The organism is Nonomuraea roseola (genome assembly GCF_039535395.1).
In the GTDB taxonomy this organism is placed as follows: domain Bacteria; phylum Actinomycetota; class Actinomycetes; order Streptosporangiales; family Streptosporangiaceae; genus Nonomuraea; species Nonomuraea roseola.
Map to the genome: position 1 here is coordinate 3,124,579 of NZ_BAAAXC010000015.1, position 17,273 is coordinate 3,141,851.

Annotated in this window: 18 protein-coding genes; 13 read left to right on the forward strand and 5 right to left on the reverse strand. The window is 70.1% G+C overall.

The window, feature by feature from the left end; translation table 11 throughout:
* Positions 1–161: 161 nt before the first annotated feature.
* Positions 162–1,157 carry a DivIVA domain-containing protein gene (locus tag ABFX55_RS38200; RefSeq protein WP_346127964.1) on the forward strand — a complete coding sequence of 332 codons (996 nt, stop codon included), beginning with the start codon at positions 162–164 and terminating at the stop codon, positions 1,155–1,157.
* 31 nt (positions 1,158–1,188) lie between these two features.
* Here ABFX55_RS38200 and ABFX55_RS38205 read toward each other — a convergent pair whose 3' ends face one another.
* Entirely contained in the window at positions 1,189–2,184 is a 996-nt protein-coding gene (locus tag ABFX55_RS38205; protein WP_346127966.1) for an ArsR/SmtB family transcription factor, read from the reverse strand.
* 69 nt (positions 2,185–2,253) lie between these two features.
* Here ABFX55_RS38205 and ABFX55_RS38210 point away from each other — a divergent pair, with 69 nt between their 5' ends.
* A complete protein-coding gene (locus ABFX55_RS38210) occupies positions 2,254–3,513 on the forward strand; it encodes an MFS transporter (protein WP_346127968.1) in 1,260 nt (419 codons plus the stop codon).
* Positions 3,514–3,598: 85 nt separating this feature from the next.
* On the opposite strand, the gene ABFX55_RS38215 is transcribed toward ABFX55_RS38210, so the two are convergent.
* The 4 genes from ABFX55_RS38215 to ABFX55_RS38230 form a co-directional block, all read right to left on the reverse strand.
* Positions 3,599–3,871, reverse strand: coding sequence for a hypothetical protein (locus tag ABFX55_RS38215; protein WP_346127969.1), 273 nt, complete (start codon positions 3,869–3,871; stop codon positions 3,599–3,601).
* A gap of 122 nt (positions 3,872–3,993) precedes the next feature.
* Positions 3,994–4,749, reverse strand: coding sequence for a GntR family transcriptional regulator (locus ABFX55_RS38220; RefSeq protein WP_346127971.1), 756 nt, complete (start codon positions 4,747–4,749; stop codon positions 3,994–3,996).
* A 173-nt stretch (positions 4,750–4,922) separates the two neighbouring features.
* Positions 4,923–5,387 (reverse strand): VanZ family protein, encoded by a 465-nt coding sequence (locus tag ABFX55_RS38225; RefSeq protein WP_346127973.1) that lies wholly within the window; start codon positions 5,385–5,387, stop codon positions 4,923–4,925.
* Between the two features lie 129 nt (positions 5,388–5,516).
* Positions 5,517–6,239: an IclR family transcriptional regulator gene (locus ABFX55_RS38230; RefSeq protein ID WP_346127975.1), complete on the reverse strand. Its 723-nt coding sequence runs from the start codon at positions 6,237–6,239 to the stop codon at positions 5,517–5,519.
* Positions 6,240–6,320: 81 nt separating this feature from the next.
* Between ABFX55_RS38230 and ABFX55_RS38235 the strand changes: the two genes are divergently transcribed.
* The 11 genes from ABFX55_RS38235 (at position 6,321) to ABFX55_RS38285 (ending at position 17,248) form a co-directional block, all read left to right on the forward strand.
* Positions 6,321–7,730: an aldehyde dehydrogenase family protein gene (locus ABFX55_RS38235; protein WP_346127977.1), complete on the forward strand. Its 1,410-nt coding sequence runs from the start codon at positions 6,321–6,323 to the stop codon at positions 7,728–7,730.
* Positions 7,723–8,517 (forward strand): 2-keto-4-pentenoate hydratase, encoded by a 795-nt coding sequence (locus tag ABFX55_RS38240; RefSeq protein WP_346127978.1) that lies wholly within the window; start codon positions 7,723–7,725, stop codon positions 8,515–8,517. The genes ABFX55_RS38235 and ABFX55_RS38240 overlap by 8 nt, the downstream gene beginning before the upstream one ends.
* The gene (locus ABFX55_RS38245) at positions 8,514–9,425 is read left to right on the forward strand and encodes an acetaldehyde dehydrogenase (acetylating) (RefSeq protein ID WP_346127980.1); all 912 of its coding nucleotides are present in this window, start codon (positions 8,514–8,516) and stop codon (positions 9,423–9,425) included. Before ABFX55_RS38240 ends, ABFX55_RS38245 begins: the two co-directional genes overlap by 4 nt.
* Positions 9,422–10,420, forward strand: a complete 999-nt coding sequence (gene dmpG, locus ABFX55_RS38250) for a 4-hydroxy-2-oxovalerate aldolase (protein WP_346127982.1) — start codon at positions 9,422–9,424, stop codon at positions 10,418–10,420. The genes ABFX55_RS38245 and dmpG overlap by 4 nt, the downstream gene beginning before the upstream one ends.
* Entirely contained in the window at positions 10,417–11,127 is a 711-nt protein-coding gene (locus ABFX55_RS38255; protein ID WP_346127984.1) for a 2-keto-4-pentenoate hydratase, read from the forward strand. The genes dmpG and ABFX55_RS38255 overlap by 4 nt, the downstream gene beginning before the upstream one ends.
* Positions 11,127–11,537, forward strand: a complete 411-nt coding sequence (locus ABFX55_RS38260) for a RidA family protein (RefSeq protein ID WP_346131380.1) — start codon at positions 11,127–11,129, stop codon at positions 11,535–11,537. The genes ABFX55_RS38255 and ABFX55_RS38260 overlap by 1 nt, the downstream gene beginning before the upstream one ends.
* Positions 11,534–12,046: a 3-hydroxyanthranilate 3,4-dioxygenase gene (locus tag ABFX55_RS38265; protein WP_346127985.1), complete on the forward strand. Its 513-nt coding sequence runs from the start codon at positions 11,534–11,536 to the stop codon at positions 12,044–12,046. Before ABFX55_RS38260 ends, ABFX55_RS38265 begins: the two co-directional genes overlap by 4 nt.
* A 3-nt stretch (positions 12,047–12,049) precedes the next feature.
* Positions 12,050–13,024, forward strand: a complete 975-nt coding sequence (locus ABFX55_RS38270) for an amidohydrolase family protein (RefSeq protein ID WP_346127987.1) — start codon at positions 12,050–12,052, stop codon at positions 13,022–13,024.
* Entirely contained in the window at positions 12,987–14,192 is a 1,206-nt protein-coding gene (gene kynU / locus ABFX55_RS38275; protein WP_346127989.1) for a kynureninase, read from the forward strand. Before ABFX55_RS38270 ends, kynU begins: the two co-directional genes overlap by 38 nt.
* A 90-nt stretch (positions 14,193–14,282) precedes the next feature.
* Positions 14,283–15,494: a serine hydrolase domain-containing protein gene (locus ABFX55_RS38280; RefSeq protein WP_346127991.1), complete on the forward strand. Its 1,212-nt coding sequence runs from the start codon at positions 14,283–14,285 to the stop codon at positions 15,492–15,494.
* A 71-nt stretch (positions 15,495–15,565) separates the two neighbouring features.
* The gene (locus tag ABFX55_RS38285) at positions 15,566–17,248 is read left to right on the forward strand and encodes an LVIVD repeat-containing protein (RefSeq protein WP_346127993.1); all 1,683 of its coding nucleotides are present in this window, start codon (positions 15,566–15,568) and stop codon (positions 17,246–17,248) included.
* Positions 17,249–17,273: the final 25 nt, after the last annotated feature.

The following is a 17,273-nucleotide window of genomic DNA, read 5'->3' on the forward strand; positions in this document are numbered from 1 at the left end:
TACCCGTGCCGGCCGATGTGCCCAGCGTCATCGCGCCCCGCCTGCCCCGTTCACCTCGTGCGTCGAACATGACTGAAAGTGATCGGTTTTTTCCGTAGAGTTTTCGAAAGGAGGGGTGGCCTTCCTCGACCCTTGGACAGAGGGGAAGCGCCACATACCAGATGACAAACCAGCACGAGAGCTTCCCCGACCTGATGCAGGAAGACTCCTTCGAAGTCGTCATGCGCGGCTACAGCCGGCGTCAGGTACACGACTACATGATCCGCTCACGCAATCAGATCAGGGACCTGGAGGAGCGGCTGGCGCGCGCGATCGACCAGGCCGAGCAGGGCCGCATCGAGCTGGCCGAGGCCAGGCGCCGCATGGTCGAGGCTCCCCAGAGCTACGACGACCTCAGCCCGAGGCTGGCGCAGATTCTCAGGCTGGGCGAGGAGGAGGCGGCCGCCAAGCGCGAGGACGCGGAGTCCGAGGCCGCCAGGCTCCGTGAGACGGCCTCCGCGGAGGCCGAGCGCATGGTCACCTCCGCGCGTGAGACCGCAGACAACATCCTCACCAGCGCGCAGGCCGAGGCGGAGCGCCGCGTGGGCGAGGCCACGGGCGCGGCCGAGCGCATGCTGGCCCAGGCGGGTGCGGACGCCGAGGAGACGCTCACCACCGCCAGGGCGGAGGCCGACGAGACCCTGCGCGCGGCGAGGGCCGAGTCCGACAGGTTGCTCACCACCGCCAGGGCGGAGGCGGAGCAGACCGTGGACAGCGCCCGCGCGGAGGCGGAGGCCACGCTCTCCAACGCGCGGGCCGAGGCGCAGTCGGCGCTCGAGGCGGCGCAGCAGCGGGTCAACTCGCTGGACGAGCACGCGGGAAGGCGGGTCACCTACCTGACCGACACGCACGGCGAGGTCGTGCGCAGGCTCAACGAGATCAGCTCGGTGCTGGGCGACCTCATGCGAAGGGAGAACTCCTCGGGACCGCTGGTCGTCGCCGAGCCCGCGGTGGAGGAGGTCGAGGAGGTGCGGATGATCATCGAGGAGGAGCCCACCAAGCCCACCGAGCCCACCGAGCCCGCCGAGATCTCCGAGACCTCCGAGCCGGCCCCGCCCGCCGACGGCCACGTCTCCGAGGACACCGACGTCAACCTGGGCACGCTGGCCCACAAGTAACCTTCAGCGTCCGTACGGCAGGCCCGCCGGTTCACCGTGATCCGGCGGGCTGCCCGGCTCCTGCCTCGACGAGCGCGTCCCCCGCGGTCGTCCGGTAGTAGAGCACCGAACGGCCCGCTCGGCGGCGCCGTACGAGGTGGGCGTCGAGCAGGATCCTCAGGTGGCGGCCCACCGAGCCCAGCCCCTGGCCGGTCAGCGCCACCAGCTGCGTCGTGCTCTTCGGGGTGTCGAGCAGGACGAGCACCCTGGCGCGGCCCGCTCCGATCAACGCCCCCAGCGCCTGGGGAACAGGGCTGGTGTTCGCCTCGGCCAGGACACCCGAGCAGACGTACACCACGGCATACCGGCTCGGCAGGCTCCACCCGATCCAGCCCTGCCTCGGTGTGAGCGGGGTGACGGGGACGAACAGCAGTCGAGCGCCCGAGATCTCCCTTGGCGGGTTGTCCAGGGCGTTGATCCGCAGCCTGCCGTCACCGAGCCAGCGCATCCCCGGCCGCAGGCCGTCCAGCGCCGCGGCCCAGCCGCCCTGCGTGAGAAGGCTGGTCCTGGCGACGATGTCGGCGTGCAGGACGCGCCTGCGCTGCGGCCACGACGGCAGCACGGTCTCGCTCCACACCCACTCCAGCAGGTCCGCCGCGCGCTCGGGCAGGTCGGAGCGGTGCAACTCGGCCGGTACAGGGCCGCTCGCCGACAGTGCCAGGTCCGAGACGGCGGTCTGCGGCGGGGTGGCGCGGATCCTCGCCAGCTCGTCGGCGAAGGAGGGCTCGTCCTCGCCCGTCGGGGCGGGGGTCAGGAAGTCGGCGGTCCAGGCACGGCCGAGCGCCGCCCCGAGGAGCAGAGTGGTGATCGGGTCGGTCGCCAGCCGCTTCCTGTAGGCGGGCAGATGGGCGTCGAGCCATGCGCGCTGGCCCGGGTGCCCTGCGAGCCCCGCCTGCAGGGCGAAGAGGGCCGCGGTCGTCTCGGCCAGGGGAGAGAGCGCGAACCTGCCTTCGGCCATGGTGTCGGCGTTGACCTGCCACCAGCCCACGGCGGTCCTCCTTTCGCGCCGGCGCGAAACTCTAACGTTCCCTCGCGGCGGCTCATGAGACTTCCCGCCATGCGGACCTATCGGGAACTGTTCGAAGCGCCGGAGTTCACGCCGTTCTTCCTCACCGCCTCGGCGCAGGTGGCGGCCTCGACGGCCAGCGGGCTCGCGCTCGGCACGCTCGTGTACGCGGCCACGGGATCGCCGCTGCTGTCCGCGCTCAGCATGTTCGGCGCCTCTCTGGCCCAGGTGGCGGGCGCGGCCGTGCTGCTGTCGGCCGCCGACAGGCTGCCCCCGCGTCTCGCGCTGACAGGTATAGCGCTGGTGTCGGGCCTCGGCACGGCGGCGCAGGCGCTGCCGGGGCTGCCGCTGTGGGCGATCTTCGTCATCCTGCTGGCCCTGGGCATGGTCGGCTCGCTCGGCGGCGGGGTACGGCTCGGCCTTCTGGACGAGATCCTCCCCGAGAACGGCTACGTGCTGGGCCGCTCGGTGCTCAACATGTCGACGGGCGCGATGCAGATCGGCGGGTTCGCTCTCGGCGGGGTGCTGCTGACGGTGCTGTCGCCTCGCGGCACGCTCGTGGCGGCGGCGGGTCTCTACCTGGTCGCGGCGTGCCTGGCCAGGTTCGGGCTCAGCGGGCGGCCTGCCAGGGCGGCAGGGCGGCCTTCGGTGGCCGAGACCTGGCGGGCCAACGGGCGGCTGTGGTCGTCGCCGCCGCGCAGGCACGTCTACCTGGCGATGTGGGTGCCCAACGGGCTGATCGTCGGGTGCGAGTCGCTGTTCGTCGCCTACGACCCGCGGCACGCCGGGCTGCTGTTCGCCTTCGCCGCCTTCGGGATGCTGGTGGGCGACGCGGCGATCGGCAGGCTGGTTCCGCACCGGTGGAGGGCGCGGCTCGGCGCACCGCTCAGGCTGCTGCTCGCGGTCCCCTATCTGGTGCTGGTGCTGGAACCCGGGCTGCCCGTCGCGCTGGTAGTGGTCACGCTGGCGTCGGTCGGCTACTCGGCGAGCCTGCTGCTGCAGGAGCGGCTGGTGGCGCTCACGCCGGCGCAGGCGCGCGGCCAGGCGCTCGGGCTGGGGTCGTCGGGGGTGCTCACCCTGCAGGGCGTGAGCGCGGCTCTCGCCGGCGCCGTCGCCCAGCACACCTCGCCGGGGACGGCGATGGCGGTCATGGCGACGGCCTCCGTCGCCGTGACGCTCGTTCTGGCGCCTCGGCTGCGCCACTCCCCCGAGGAGGGGGCGCCGCAACGTTCAGGGCGGAAGCCCCCGCCCCCGATAGGGTCGGAGACTTCCGCGCCTGGGGGCCCGGTGCCGGAGCCGCCGAGACGCTGAACCCGGCACCGGGCTGCTCTTGGCCTCACGAGAGGCCGGACGCGTGCCGTGGATCCCCCGCCTAGAACGATCCACAGCACGCGCGTCAAGGGGCGGGCCCAGGCCGCCGCTCCTCGTCATTCACTTCTTCGTGGAGGTGGTCGGGACCGGCGAACCCGGTTCGCCGATCCTGGTCTCTCAGCTGTTCGCGAAGCCCCTCCGGGTCGTCGGCGTCTATGGTCATCGCGCACCCGGCGTCGCGCTGCGCGGCGCTGAGCGGGTGGTGTCGCGTGGCCCACCAGCGGCCCGCGTCGCTCCGCCAGATGGTCCAGTGGGGGTACTCCCGGGCGATCTCGGCTAGATGCCGGTCAAAGGACATCTGGTCACCCTTCCCGGGGTCCCCACTCGTGCTTGTCTCTCTCTAGAAGGTGCGTCACATCTCTAGAGAAATCAATGATCGCAAGGGACAGGTCAACCTATCGCTTGACATTTCGGCTTGACCTAAGCGTCGAAGTCGTATTGGAGTACGTAGGACGCGGAGTCGAGCACCATCTCGTTGTATTCGACGGGCAGGCCGCCGGTCGTGTAGGCGGTCCTGGAGATCGCGATCACCGGGGTGCCCGCGGGCAGTTCGAGCAGCCGGGCCTCGGCAGGGTGCGGCATGCGGGCGCGCACTTCCTCGGTGAAGTGCGCCGGCGGCAGGCCGAGGTCCCGCAACCGCGCGTAGACACCGCCGGGACCCGTGTCCTGCAGCGTGATCGCGCTGCCTTCCACCAGGTCGGCGGGAAAGTAGGAGGTGGCCAACTGGACAGGTCTCGCGTCCACCGAGTAGCGGCGGCGCCTGATCCACACTTCGGTGCTGTCGAGGACGCCCGCGGTCGCCTCGCTCGCCTGCTCGCGAACGACCGCCACCTCGTCCACGGTGAAGGGACGGCCGCGCGTGTCGGCGTCCCAGATAGCCCGTCCCTGGCCCCATTGCTCACGGGACAGGCGTCGCGATCCGTGCCTGCGGATCGGCTTGAACTGTCGCACATAAACCCCCGAACCTCTTTTCGGCACCGCCAGCCCTTCGTTGATCAGCACGGCCAGCGCCTGGCGGGCGGTGGCTCGAGCGATTGCGTGTTCTGCCATGAGCGCGTTCTCGCCCGGTAGTCGGTCCCCGTCGCGCAGCTCGCCGGACAGGATCCTGGCGCGCAGGCCGTCGGCGATGCGGCGATAGATAGGGGGCTCGTGGGGTACCGGGGAGGATTCAGACACGTTTGATCACCCTCTGTCACCAACCGGGTTTGGCGTCTCCAGAGAACTTGCCCCGCCTTGTCCACGATCGCACAGATACGCAGGTTGGTCCCGTGCTTCTTTTGAGTGGATCGTGCCCGTGTGGTGATCCTCGCGAGTTTTCGCGGGCCGTTACTGTGGAACGGTCCTGGCCGCTATAGGGACCTCCACCAGCGGCGAGTAACCAAAGCGGCCAAGACCGCTCCCGCGGTGTTGATCAACACGTCGTCGATCGAGGAGTGGCGGCCGAGGCGCAGGCCGTACTGCAGCAGCTCGACGGTCAGCGAGGCGGACGCGGCCACGGCCGCCACCCGCGCGAGCCCGGCGAACAGGACAGAGCGGACGGGAAGCAGCGCGCCCAGGCAGGCGAAGACCAGGAGGTTGCCTCCGACCTGCACGAACACCGTCGCCGGCGCGGCGGAGGCGAGCGCGGCCAGGTCGGTGAACGGGACGAGACTGACACCGCTCTGACCGTCGAAGGGCGTGAGGATCATCCAGATCCAGGGGGCCGTGCCTGCGACGATGCCCACGTCGGCCACCGCCGTGCGCGTGGGCGCGGGATGTCCGCGGCGCCGGCGGGTCCGGGCGAGTGTCAGGGCGGTCAGGACGGCCAGCGGCACCCCCAAAAGCCCAGCAATGACGATATTTCCCCACAATTCCCAGGTTTGGCCCACCGGACCATAATGCGGGTTGAGGGAAACGCAATACTGTCCGAAAGGACAGCCAAATCTCGGGTGCCATGGGACAAGTCAGATGGACCGGGTCAGCGCCCGCGACACTCCCAAGGCCGCCGTCTTCACCGCGGGTGCCAGCCGGGTCGGGTGGAAGCGGGCCAGCGGCACCGACACCGAGAGCGCGGCGACCACGGCCCCTCCGCTGAAGACCGGCGCGGCGATGCACGCCCCTCCGCGCTGCGCCTCCTCCCGCTCGTAGGCCAGCCCCGACGCCTGCACCTGGCCGATGACCTCCTCCAGGCGCTTGGGATCCACGATCGAGTGCGGGGTCAGCCTGCGCAGCGGCCGCGAGAGCACCTCCTCGATGAACTCGGGCCCCGAGTAGGCCAGCAGCGCCTTGCCCACGCCCGTGCAGGTGAGCGGCAGCCGCCCGCCCACCCGCGAGGGCAGCGAGAACGACTCGTGGCCGCGGATCTTCTCGACGTAGACCACGTCGAGCCCGTCGCGCACGCCCAGGTGGATCGTCTCCCTGGTGGCCTCGTAGAGATCGTGCATGAACGGCAGCGCGGCATGGCGCAGGTCGCGTTCGAGAGGGACGATGCTACCTAGCTCGAACAGCCGGCGGCCGAGGTAGTAGCCGTTCTCCTTGCGCGCGACCGCGCCGATCTCGGTCAGCTCGGTGAGCAGCCGGAAGGCGGTGGTCTTGGGGAGATGACAGTGCTGGGCGACGTCCATGAGCCTGAGCGGGCCGCCGGTGGGACGGAACGCGTCCAGCACCAGCCACGACTTCTCGAGCATCGACAGACGATCGGGGTTCCGTGTCACGGAACGCATTCTTGTCCCAAACCGCCGGGAAGTTCTATACCCCTTGGTGGAGGAATGATGTCATTTGAGCAGGTAGCCCACTTCATCGGTGGCACATGGGTGGCCGAGGGCGAGCCCTTCCCGTCCTATGACCCGGTGACCGGTCGGGTGATCAGGCAGGTCCACGAGGCGGACTCGGCCGTCGTGGACAGGGCCGTGCGCGCGGCGAGGCAGGCGGCGCCCGGATGGGCCGCCATGCCCGTCGCCGAGCGGGCCGCGTGGATGCGCCGCCTGGCCGAAGGGATCGAGGCCCGCTTCGACGATCTGGTCGCCGCCGAGATCGCCGACACCGGCAAGCCCCTCGATCAGACCCGCACCCTCGACATCCCGCGCGGCGCGGCCAACTTCCGCGCCTTCGCCGAGATCGCCGCCCAGCGTCCCTCCGAGGCCTTCCACCTGACGGACGTGCTCAGCTACACCGTGCGCAGGCCGCTCGGTGTGGTCGCGGTCGTCGTCCCGTGGAACCTGCCGTTCCTGCTGATGACGTGGAAGCTCGGGCCCGCGCTGGTCGCGGGCAACACCGTCGTGATCAAGCCGTCGGAGAACACCCCCGGCTCGGCCGCCCTGTTCGCGCAGATCTGCGCCGACGCGGGCCTGCCGCCCGGGGTGGTCAACGTGATCCACGGGTACGGCACGACGGGGCAGCTCCTGGTCTCGCACGAGGGGGTCGACGGGGTGACCTTCACGGGCTCCACCCGCACCGGATCGTCGATCATGAAGTCGGTGGCCGACAGGGTCAAGCCGATCTCCTTCGAGCTGGGCGGCAAGAACGCCGGCCTGGTCTTCGCCGACGCCGACCTGGACAGGGCGGTCGAGGGCAGCGTGAGGTCGGTGTTCACCAACGGCGGCCAGGTGTGCCTGTGCACCGAGCGGCTCTACGTCGAGCGCCCGATCTTCGAGGAGTTCTGCGCCAGGCTGGCCGAGAGGGCGGCGTCGGTGACCCCGCAGCCGATGATCTCCGCCGAGCACAGGGAGAAGGTCCTGTCCTACTACGCGCTCGCCCGCGAGGAGGGCGCGAAGTTCCTGACCGGCGGGAGCGCGCCCGAGGGGCCCGGATACTTCGTGGAGCCCACCGTGGTGACCGGGTTGCCGGAGAGCTCGCGCTTCAACAGGGAGGAGATCTTCGGACCTGTCTGCCACGTGAGCCCCTTCGACACCGAGGGGGAGGCGGTCGCGCTGGCCAACGACTCCGACTACGGCCTGGCCGCCACCCTGTGGACCACGAGCCTCGACAGGGCCCACCGCGTCGCCCAGCGCCTCGAGGCGGGGCTCGTCTGGGTCAACACCTGGTACCTGCGCGACCTGCGGACCCCGTTCGGCGGCGTCAAGCTGTCCGGCATCGGCCGCGAGGGCGGCACGCAGTCGCTCGACTTCTACTCTGAGCCCACCACGATCACGATCAAGCTGGAGTCTTCCGATGAATGACGAGTGGTCCGAGGCCGTCGACGTGCGCACCCAGGCGGCCGACCGGCTGCTCGAGGCGGTGCGCTCGGGCAAGCCATGCGCGCCCGTCAGGGACCTGGTCGCGACAGCCGGAGAGGGCTACGCCGTACAGGAGATCAACACCCGCAGGGCGCTGGAGGAGGGGCGCAGGCTGGTCGGGCGCAAGATCGGCCTGACGAACCTCGCCGTGCAGAAGCAGCTGGGCGTGGACTCTCCCGACTTCGGCATGCTCTTCGCCGACATGGCCTACCTGGACGGGCTGCCGGTGCCGTACGAGAGGTTCCTGCAGCCGAAGGCGGAGGCGGAGGTCGCGCTGGTGCTCGGCCGTGACCTGGTCGGCGGGCCCTTCACGGTCGCCGAGGTGATCAGGGCCGTGGACTTCGCGCTGCCCGCGATCGAGATCGTCGACTCGCGCGTCGCCGACTGGGACATCACGCTGGCCGACACCATCGCCGACAACGCCTCCAGCGGGGCCTTCGTGCTCGGCAACACGCCCGTGGGGCTGCGCGGGCTCGACCTGCGGCTGGCGGGCATGACGATGACCAGGCGCGGACAGGAGGTCTCCACGGGCGCGGGCGCGGCCTGCATGGGGCACCCGCTCAACGCCGCCGTCTGGCTGGCCGACACCCTGGGCGCGGGTGACCACCCCCTGCGCGCCGGTGACGTCGTGCTGACGGGGGCGCTGGGCCCCGTCGTGCCGGTGGAGGCGGGTGACGCCTTCGAGGCGGTCATCGACGGGCTCGGCTCGGTGCGGGCGGTGTTCGCGTGAAGATCGCGATCATCGGGTCGGGCAACATCGGGACCGACCTGATGTTCAAGGCCCTGCTGTCGAAGAAGGTCGAGGTCGTGGCGATGGCGGGGATCGACCCCGACTCGGACGGCCTGGCGAGGGCGCGGCGCAGAGGGCTGGAGACCACCTCCTCGGGGGTGGAAGGACTGGTGTCGCTGCCCTCGTTCGCCTCGGTCGACGTGGTGCTCGACGCCACCTCGGCGGGTGCGCACGCGCGCAACGCCGAGGCCGTCCAGGCGCACGGCAAGCGGGTCATCGACCTCACGCCCGCCGCGCTCGGCCCCTACGTGGTGCCGTCGGTCAACCTCGAGGAGCACCTGGACGCGCCCAACCTCAACATGGTGACGTGCGGAGGGCAGGCGACGATCCCCATCGTGGCGGCGGTGTCGTCGGTGGCTCCCGTGCTGTACGCCGAGATCGTGGCCTCCATCGCGTCCAGGTCGGCGGGTCCAGGGACACGCGCCAACATCGACGAGTTCACCACGACCACGGCCAGGGCGCTGGAGCGGGTGGGCGGCGCGGGACGAGGGAAGGCGATCATCGTGCTGAACCCGGCGGAGCCTCCGCTGATCATGCGGGACACCGTCTACTGCCTGGTGGAGTCGTGCTCGGAGGCCGAGATGGTCGCCTCGGTCGAGGCGATGGTGGCCTCGGTCCAGGAGTACGTGCCCGGCTACCGGCTCAAGCAGGAGGTGCAGTTCACCAAGGTGGGCGACGACGAGCCGGTGCGGACGCTCGCGCCAGGAGCGAGAGGCGGGGTGAAGGTGAGCGTGTTCCTGGAGGTGGAGGGGGCTGCGCACTACCTGCCCGCCTACGCGGGGAACCTGGACATCATGACGGCCGCCGCGCTGCGGACCGCCGAGCGGCTGGCGGAGGTCGGGGCATGAGGGTCTACGTCCAGGACGTGACGCTGCGGGACGGCATGCATGCCATCCGGCACCGCTACAGCACCGCCGAGGCCGTCTCCATCGCCAAGGCGCTGGACGAGGCGGGCGTGGCCGCGATCGAGGTGGCGCACGGCGACGGCCTGGCCGGAGGGAGCTTCAACTACGGTCCAGGCGCCCACACCGACGAGGAGTGGATCGAGGCCGTCGCGGGAGCCGTACGGCGGGCCAGGCTCACCACCCTGCTGCTGCCCGGCATCGGCACCATCGAGGACCTCAGGAGGGCCCACGCGCTGGGCGTCACCTCGGTGCGGATCGCCACGCACTGCACCGAGGCCGACATCTCCGCCCAGCACATCTCCACCGCCCGCGAGCTGGGCATGGACGTCGCCGGGTTCCTGATGATGGCGCACATGGCCCCGCCCGAGGTCCTCGCCGAGCAGGCGAAACTCATGGAGTCGTACGGCGCGCACTGCGTCTACGTGACCGACTCGGGCGGCGGTCTCACCATGGACGGCGTCCGCGACCGGATCAGGGCCTACCGCGACGCGCTCAGGCCGGAGACCGAGATCGGCATCCACGCCCACCACAACCTGAGCCTGGGCGTGGCCAACTCGGTGGTGGCGGTGGAGAACGGCTGCACCAGGGTGGACGCCTCGCTGGCCGGCATGGGGGCGGGCGCGGGCAACGCGCCGCTCGAGGTGTTCGCGGCCGTGGCCGACCTCATGGGCTGGGAGCACGGCTGCGACCTCTACGCGCTGATGGACGCGGCCGACGATCTGGTCAGGCCGTTGCAGGACCGTCCCGTGCGGGTGGACAGGGAGACGCTGACGCTCGGCTACGCGGGCGTCTACTCCAGCTTCCTGCGCCACGCCGAGGCCGCGTCGGAGAGGTACGGCGTGGACACGCGCGCCATCCTCGCCGAGGCGGGCCGCCGCCGTATGGTCGGCGGGCAGGAGGACATGATCGTCGATATCGCATTGGACCTGACCAAATGAAGCTCGCCCAGGCGCTGCACGAGGCCGCGCTCAGCAGGACGCCGATTCCACAGCCTGTGGACGACTTCGACGTCGCCACCGCCTACGAGATCCAGGAGGAGCTCCTCACCCTGCGCGGCGAGCCGCTCTCGGGGGTCAAGCTGGGCTTCACCAGCGAGGGCAAACGCCGCCAGATGGGGGTCAACGACCTCATCCTGGGGCGGCTGACGCCGTCGATGGCCGAGGTCGACGTGGCGAAGTACATCCATCCGAGGGTCGAGCCCGAGGTGGCCTACCTGGTCGGGCGCAGGATCGAGACGGTCGAGGACGCCCTGAGGCCGGGCGCCGTCGTGGCCGTCGCGGCGGGGCTTGAAGTGATCGACTCGCGCTACGAGAACTTCAGGTTCTCGCTGGAGAGCGTGATCGCCGACAACACCTCGGCCGCGGGCTACGCGATCGGCCCGTGGAGGGCCTACGACCCCGACGACTGGAACCTCGGCGTGCTCTTCGAGATCGACGGGCGTCCCGTGCACGTCGGGTCCACGGGCGCCATTCTGGGCGATCCGCGCAGGGCGGTCGTGGAGGCGGCGCGGCTGGCCGTACAGGTGGGGCTGGCGATCGAGGAGGGCGCCATCCTGCTGGCGGGCGCGGCCACGCCCGCCGAGCCGCTGCGCGAGGGCGCGCACGTCCAGGTGGAGATCCAGCGCCTCGGGAAGGTGGTGCTGTGATGCTGGTCGAGGGCATGGCCACGCCGAGGGGCAGGTTCCCGCACGTCAAGCGGGCAGGGGACTTCCTCTACGTCTCCGGCACGAGTTCGCGGCGGCCCGACAACACGTTCGCGGGCGTGGAGTCGGACGAGATGGGGACCACCGATCTCGACATCCGCGCGCAGACCAGGGCAGTGATCGAGAACATCGGCGACATCCTGCGAGCAGCGGGAGGAGCGCTCGGCGATCTGGTCCAGATCACCACCTACCTGGTGAACATGAACGACTTCAAGGGCTACAACGAGGTCTACGGCGAGTTCTTCGACGAGACAGGGCCCACCCGCACGACGGTGGCGGTGCACCAGCTGCCGCACCCTCACCTGCTGATCGAGATGCAGGCCGTGGCCTACCTACCAAAGGAGCGATCATGATTCCGCCCATCGACTTCACCAAGTGGATCGACGAGCACTCCCACCTGCTCAAGCCGCCGGTGGGCAACAAGGTGGTCTTCGAGCAGGCCGACGACTTCATCGTGATGGTCGTCGGCGGCCCCAACCAGCGCACCGACTTCCACGTCGACCCCTACGAGGAGCTGTTCTTCCAGATCAAGGGGAACATGCGTCTCAACGTCATGACGCCGGAAGGCCCTGACACCGTCCACATCCGCGAAGGTCAGATGTGGCTGCTGCCGGGCAACATGCCGCACTCCCCGCAGCGCGAGGCCGACTCCGTCGGCCTGGTGATCGAGAGGATCCGCGAGGAGGGCACGCTGGAGCGGTTCCGCTGGTACTGCCAGGAGTGCAACGCCGTGGTGCACGAGGTCGAGCTGCAGGTGCGCGACATCGTCGAGGACCTGCCGCCGGTCTTCGCCGCGTTCTACGCCGACGAGAAGGCGCGCACCTGCGACAGCTGCGGGGCGCTGCACCCCGGCAAGGGATAGTCGTTGATCACCGACATCCACACGCACCACGTCCCCAAGGGCTGGCCCGACCTGGGCTGGCCGGGGGCGCCGCGGCTGCGGATCGACTCCGAGCGCGAGGCGATGATCCTCGTGGGTGACAGGGAGTTCAGGAGGGTCCAGGACGACTGCTGGGATCCTGAGGTGCGGGCCAGGACGATGGGCGTGGACAGGCAGGTCGTCTCGCCCACGCCTGTGTTCTTCGCCTACGACCGCCCCGCGGGGGAGGCGGTCCGCGCCGCCCGCGTCTTCAACGACCTCAGTCTTGAGATCTGCGCCGACGAGCGGTTCATCCCGTTCTGCCAGGTGCCGTTGCAGGACCCCGACCTGGCCTGCGAGGAGCTCGACCGCTGCCTCGCCAACGGGCACAGGGGCGTCGAGATCGGCAACCACGTCGGTGACAGGGACCTCGACGACGAGGGCGTGGTGCAGTTCCTCCAGCACTGCGCCGACAGGAACGCGCCCGTCTTCGTCCACCCGTGGGACCTGCCCTCGGGGCCCCGCGTGGACAGGTGGATGGCGCAGTGGCTGGTCGGCATGCCCGCCGAGACCCACCTGTCGATCCTCGCGATGATCCTCGGCGGCGTCTTCGACAGGGTCCCCGAGTCGTTGAGGATCTGCTTCGCCCACGGCGGCGGCTCCTTCGCCTTCTGGCTCGGCCGTTTCGAGAACGCCTGGCATCGCAGGAACGACGTCATCGGCACCTCCGAGCACCCGCCTTCGCACTACCTCGACCGCTTCAGCGTCGACTCCGTCGTCTTCGACGAGCGGGCGTTGCGGCTGCTGGTGGACACCATGGGTGAGGACCGCGTGATGCTCGGCTCCGACTTCCCCTATCCGCTCGGCGAGACCCCCGTGGGCGCCGTGGTCAGGGAGGCGGCCTTCCTTTCCGACGAGGCCCGCGCCAGGATCCTGGGAGGGAATGCGGCGATATTTCTGGGAGAACACCGTGAATCGTGATGACTGTCTGGCTCTCGACGCGGCGGATCCGCTGAAGGCGTTCAGGGACGAGTTCGTGCTGCCCGAGGGGGTCGTCTACCTCGTCGGCAACTCCTTGGGCGCGCTGCCCCGCCGTACGTCCGAGAGGGTGCGGCGCGCCGTCGAGCAGGAGTGGGGCCGTGAGCTGGTGGGCGGGTGGAACAGCGCGGGCTGGTACGCCCAGCCGCTCACCACGGGCGACAGGCTCGCCCCGCTGATCGGCGTGGGCCCCGGCTCGGTGGTGGTGGGCAACACCACGTCGATCGCGGTCTACCAGGCGGTGGCGGCGGCGTTGCGGCTGAACCCCTCGAGGAAGGTCGTGGTCGCCGACGTGACGAACTTCCCGACCGACAACTACGTCCTCGAGGGCCTCGACTGCGAGATCCGCGACATCTCCGAGGGCCTTGGCGACGACGTGGCGGTGGTGCTGCTGTCGGAGGTGAACTACCGCACGGGAGAGCGCTACGACGTGGCCGAGATGACGGCGAGGGTGCAGGCCGCGGGCGCGCTGATGGTCTGGGACCTCTGCCACAGCGTCGGCGCGCTCGAGATCGACGTCTCGGCGGCCGACTTCGCGCTCGGCTGCACCTACAAGTACCTCAACGGAGGGCCGGGCGCACCCGCGTTCCTCTACGTGAACCCGCGTCATCACGAGGCCGCGGAGAACGTGCTGTCCGGCTGGTACGCCCACGCCGAGCCGTTCGCCTTCGAGCCGCGCTTCAGGCCCGCCGACGGCATCAGGCGCTTCACGGTCAGCACCCCGCACGTGCTGTCGTTCGCCGCGCTGGAGGCCTCGCTCGACGTGTGGGAGCGGGTGGACCTGGCGCAGGTCCGCGCCAAGAGCGTCCAGCTGACCTCGCTCTTCGTCGACCTGGTCGGCGACGCGCTGGAGCTGGCCTCGCCCCGCGAACCCGAGCGCAGGGGCAGCCAGGTCAGCTTCTTCCACCCCGACGGCTACCCGGTGATGAGGGCGCTGATCGACAGGGGGGTGCACGGCGACTTCAGGGCGCCCGACATTCTCCGCTTCGGCTTCGCGCCGCTCTACATCAGGCACGTCGACGTCTACGACGCCGCCCAGACGCTGCTGGAGGTGCTGGACAAGGAGCTGTGGCGCGACGAGAAGTACGCCCAGCGGCTCGCCGTCACCTGAGCGACCCATCGGCCTCCCTCTCAGGAGGGAGGCCGGAGTTCACCGGCACAGGCGATCCGGAGACTCGGCGTTCTCGACAGGATCGAGGACATGAACAAGAGCCTCCCCGCGGCCCTCGCGCTCGCCTCCCTCGCCACCTTCGTCACCGCCTCCGTCGTCGGTGCCCCCGCGCACGCCTCCGTCGAGGACTGCCCGGCCCCCCAGCCCGCCACCGACCCCGTCGTCAAGGTGCCGCCGATCAACGAGGCGGCGCTCGCCAAGAGCGTCGAGAAGCTGCCCGCGCCCGACGCCACCGCGGCGATCGTGCGCGTGGGCGGCACGAAGGGAACATGGAAGGGCGTCACGGGGGTCGGTGACCTGCGCGCCGAGCGGCCCGCCAAGGACGACGTCCGCTTCCGCGCAGGCAGCGTCACCAAGATGTTCACCACCGCCGTCGTGCTCCAGCTCGTCGCCGAGGGCAGGGTGTCGCTCGACGGCGCCGTCCAGGAGTACCTGCCCGGCCTGCTTCCCGCCGGCTACCCGGAGATCACCGTGGGTCAGCTGCTCAACCACACCAGTGGCCTGCCCGCGCCCGAGATCGACGGCGGCTTCGAGGAGGTCTACCGGACCAGGTTCAAGACCTGGACGCCAGAGGAGTACGTCGCGCTGGCCGTGAGGAACCCGGTCGAGTTCACGCCCGGCACCAGGCAGCACTACCTCAACACCAACACCTTCGTCGCCGGCCTGCTCATCGAGAAGGTCACGGGCCGCTCCTACGAGCACGAGGTCACCACCCGCATCCTGCGCCCGCTCGGCATGCGCGACAGCTACCTGCCCGGACGGTCGGTGCACATCCGCGGCAGGCACAACCACGGCTACCAGATCGTCCCCGCCGGCTTCCCCGGCTCGATCCGGTACGGCGACGCGTCCGTCGTGGACATGACCGCGACCAGCGTCACCTCCACCTGGGCCTCGGGCGACCTGATCTCGACCGCCCGCGACCTGGAGACGTTCGTGAACGCGCTCTTCTCCGGCAAGGTCGTGCCGCCCGCCCAGCTGGAGCCGATGTTCACCGTCCCGAGGGTGACGGCGTTCGGCGGCTGCGACCCCGCCGTGTACACCTCAGGCATGTCCAGGATGGTGCTGCCCGGCGGGCAGGTCGCCTACGGCAAGACGGGCGCCAGGTACGGCTTCTCGGCAGGCGTGGGCGCCACCCGCGACCTGAGCAGGACCGTCGTCTACTCCATCAACTCCACCGACGCCAAGGCCTCGGGCCAGAACCAGCGCGGCCTGAGCGTGGCGCTGGCCGCCCTGGTTCCGTAACGCGGAACCAGGCATTGGGGAACGGGACGCGCACCCATCACTCTGGGGCGCATCCCCCGAAAGGTCACAAGATGTTCAGAGCGACTCTGGCCACCACCGCCTGCCTGGCAAGCCTGCTGGTGGCCGCTCCCGCGCAGGCCGAACCCGACGACGCCTTCCCCACCGTCTGCGGTGACCGCCGCCCGAGCGACCCCGCCCCCGGCGAGTACGGCATGCAGCTCGACGGCACGTTCCGCCACCCAGCACTCACCCCCGCGGGCGAGGAGCGCTTCTCCTTCCCCGGCGGCGCCCAGGACCTCTTCCCCAAGACCAAGGGCTACGACCCGAAGAGCCACGTCGAGGGCCCGATCAAGGTGGAGGCCTCCTACAGGGGCGCGGACTTCACCCCCGACTACTTCCACACCTGGCAGAACGTCGTCGACTTCGACGGCCGCCGCTACCTGTTCCAGTACGACCGCACCGAGGCCCGTGTCTACGACGTCACCGACGTGCGCAAGGTGAAGATCGTCGAGAGCCTGACCGGCAAGGACTGGAAGGCCGCCGACTACTGGGGCGCAGCCACCATCCAGTGGCGCGACGGCCATTACGTGATGATCCAGTCCTTCGAGCAGAAGCGCCAGGTCGACCAGCTCGGCGACAGCGTCGAGAAGAGCAAGTTCCACAACCCCTCGGGCGTGGAGCAGCTGCGCGGCGAGACCACCTTCAAGGGCTTCAAGGTCTACCGCCTGGACGGCCCGCGAAGGAAGGACTGGAAACTGCTGTCCACGGTGACGACCGACCCCACGCTGAGCGACCCGAAGCCGGGCGTGCAGCAGGGCTCGGGCTCGCTGGACGTGCCGTACTGGACCGGCGGGAAGTACATGTTCATCGCCGTCGCCCCGCTCGACACCTGGCGCAACACCGAGGTGCCCACCTACCTCTACTCGCCCGGCTACCAGGCGTGGGACATGTCCGACCTGAAGCGGCCGAAGAAGGTCGGCGAGTGGCACCGCAAGGGCCAGGTCGCGGGGGAGGAGGCCGCCTACGCCAAGAACCCGCGCTGCGGCAACCAGACCTCCTGGATGGGCGCGCGCATGCCGTTCTTCGTCTCAGGCAAGTACGGCTTCGCCGCGCTCGGCGGCTACGGCCTGTCGATCCTCGACATCTCCGACCCGGCGAAGATGAAGGAGATCGGCCACCTCGACCTGCCGATGTCGGTCGGCGGCACGGAGGCCGACAACGTGGACGTCTCCCAGTACGAGAAGACCGGCATGGTCTACGTCTCGGGCTACCCACTCGGCGAGGACTGCCACGAGCCCTACAAGGACGTCTTCCAGGTCGACGCCCGCGACCCGCGCCACCCGCGGATCGTCGGCACGCTGCCCAGGCCCGCGCCGGCGGCGGGCGCCCCGTTCGCCGACTACTGCCAGCGCGGCGGCAGCTTCGGCCCCAAGCGGTCGGGCTCCTACACCTCGCCGGGAGAGCCGAAGCAGGGCCTGCTGACCTACGCCTTCTACAACGCGGGCGTGCAGTTCTTCGACACCACCGACATCAGGCGGCCGAAGCGGGTCGCGCAGTTCGTGCCCAGCGGGTTCAGCAAGGGCGTGCCGGACTACGCGCTCGGCAACCAGACCCACGCCATCTACGTCGAGTGGGACCGCAAGATCGTCTGGGTGTTCACCAACGACGGCATCTACGCCGTCTCCTCGGCCAAGCTGCTGGGCGCGCCCACGTTGGGCAGGCCCCTGGCGCCGTACCGGAATTCGGACAAGTAACATCAGGGTGCCCACAAGGCACCCA

Excerpts from the sequence above, each read along its gene's own strand:
- ABFX55_RS38200 (WP_346127964.1), top strand. The coding sequence starts at position 162 with ATGACAAACCAGCACGAGAGCTTCCCCGACCTGATGCAGGAAGACTCC.
- ABFX55_RS38210 (WP_346127968.1), top strand. The coding sequence starts at position 2,254 with ATGCGGACCTATCGGGAACTGTTCGAAGCGCCGGAGTTCACGCCGTTC.
- ABFX55_RS38215 (WP_346127969.1), bottom strand. The coding sequence starts at position 3,871 with ATGTCCTTTGACCGGCATCTAGCCGAGATCGCCCGGGAGTACCCCCAC.
- ABFX55_RS38230 (WP_346127975.1), bottom strand. The coding sequence starts at position 6,239 with ATGCTCGAGAAGTCGTGGCTGGTGCTGGACGCGTTCCGTCCCACCGGC.
- ABFX55_RS38235 (WP_346127977.1), top strand. The coding sequence starts at position 6,321 with ATGATGTCATTTGAGCAGGTAGCCCACTTCATCGGTGGCACATGGGTG.
- ABFX55_RS38240 (WP_346127978.1), top strand. The coding sequence starts at position 7,723 with ATGAATGACGAGTGGTCCGAGGCCGTCGACGTGCGCACCCAGGCGGCC.
- dmpG (WP_346127982.1), top strand. The coding sequence starts at position 9,422 with ATGAGGGTCTACGTCCAGGACGTGACGCTGCGGGACGGCATGCATGCC.
- ABFX55_RS38255 (WP_346127984.1), top strand. The coding sequence starts at position 10,417 with ATGAAGCTCGCCCAGGCGCTGCACGAGGCCGCGCTCAGCAGGACGCCG.
- ABFX55_RS38260 (WP_346131380.1), top strand. The coding sequence starts at position 11,127 with ATGCTGGTCGAGGGCATGGCCACGCCGAGGGGCAGGTTCCCGCACGTC.
- ABFX55_RS38265 (WP_346127985.1), top strand. The coding sequence starts at position 11,534 with ATGATTCCGCCCATCGACTTCACCAAGTGGATCGACGAGCACTCCCAC.
- kynU (WP_346127989.1), top strand. The coding sequence starts at position 12,987 with ATGCGGCGATATTTCTGGGAGAACACCGTGAATCGTGATGACTGTCTG.
- ABFX55_RS38280 (WP_346127991.1), top strand. The coding sequence starts at position 14,283 with ATGAACAAGAGCCTCCCCGCGGCCCTCGCGCTCGCCTCCCTCGCCACC.
- ABFX55_RS38285 (WP_346127993.1), top strand. The coding sequence starts at position 15,566 with ATGTTCAGAGCGACTCTGGCCACCACCGCCTGCCTGGCAAGCCTGCTG.